At 68.1% G+C, this 1,287-nt stretch carries 1 protein-coding gene; it reads right to left on the reverse strand.

Translation table 11 applies throughout. The annotated features are described in order from the left end of the window. Positions 1-15: 15 nt before the first annotated feature. The gene (locus AB0I79_RS63295) at positions 16-1,068 is read right to left on the reverse strand and encodes an IS110 family transposase (protein ID WP_357896387.1); all 1,053 of its coding nucleotides are present in this window, start codon (positions 1,066-1,068) and stop codon (positions 16-18) included. Positions 1,069-1,287: the final 219 nt, after the last annotated feature.

Genomic DNA, 1,287 nt, shown 5'->3' on the forward strand with positions numbered 1-1,287 from the left:
GATGCTCCTATGTTGTCAAGCCGCGGCTGCGATGGGTTGGCGGCTGATGTCGCGCTCTGAGGCGTTCACGGTCTTGAGGGTGCGATAGACCACATCAGAGAGGCGTCGGCGCAGTAACCGGATGGCCTCGGTACGGGTCTTGCCGTCGGCCATGAGTTTGTCGACGTATGCCTTGCCGGCCCCGACGCCGCGGGCCTGGGTGACGGCGATCATGTGCAGGGCACAATTCATGCGCCGGTTGCCGCCCCGGTTGAGCCGCACCCGGCTGGTGTTGCCCGACCACACCGGGATGGGCGCGGTGCCGGTGAAGCGAGCGAAGGCGGCCTTGGACCGGAAGCGGTGCACGCCGGCGGTCTCTCCGATGATGGTGGCCGCGCCGAGCACTCCGCAGCCGGGGATGGTCAGCAGCTGCGGGGCCAGAGCGCGCACGAGAGTGCGCAGCTGGCTCTCCAGCTGGTTGATGCGCACCGTCAGCTGGCGGCAGCGCTCCAGCAGCTCCCGAGCTATTTGCGCGACCACCCCTGGCATGTCCGCCAGGCGCTGGCAGAGCTCATCTTGCAGGCAACGCCGGCGCAGGCCGCGGGAGGGAATGTCCAGTTCGGGATCGAGTTCGTGCAGGTGCCAGCGCAGCTGACTGCAGATCCGGGTCCGCTGGACGACCAGGTCGTCGCGGTAGTCGGCCAGCAGCTTCACTTCGCGTGAAGGGCCGTCCAAGTGGGCGATCGGCAGGTCCGGCTCGCGCAGCGCGACTCGGGCGACTGCCAGCGCATCGATCGGATCGGACTTACCGCGTTCCCGGCTGCCGCGACGCTGGCCCGCCATGAGCTGGGTAGTGACGCGCACGACCCGGTAGCCGGCGCGGAGTAGATCGCCCTCCAGGCGGCGGGTCACGTGCCGGCAGTCCTCGATGGCGAACATGACGTCGGGCCATTGGCCGGCCCAGGCCGCAGCATCCGCGTGACCGTCCGGGGTCGCCCGGACGGTGCGCTCGGCGAGCTTGCGGCCGACTTGATCCACGGCGACCAAGGTGTGAGTGCGCTTGTGAGCATCGATGCCGATGACGACCAACCGTTCCTCCTGCGGACTGACTATCAGGCAGTTCGGTCCATGCCGATCCGGCGGGCACGCCTAAATTGGGCTGTCGCACGCTCCTATCAAGCCACACCGGGCGGCAGGACCCCGGACGGGCCGCACATCGGGACAAGCCACCAGCGCCTGGCTGGGGCAGCGAAAAAACGAGCGAACCCGCCGGGGATGTCATCGATGGTATTTACGCGAAGAAAGCCG

The organism is Nonomuraea sp. NPDC050202, assembly GCF_040656115.1.
Lineage (GTDB): Bacteria > Actinomycetota > Actinomycetes > Streptosporangiales > Streptosporangiaceae > Nonomuraea.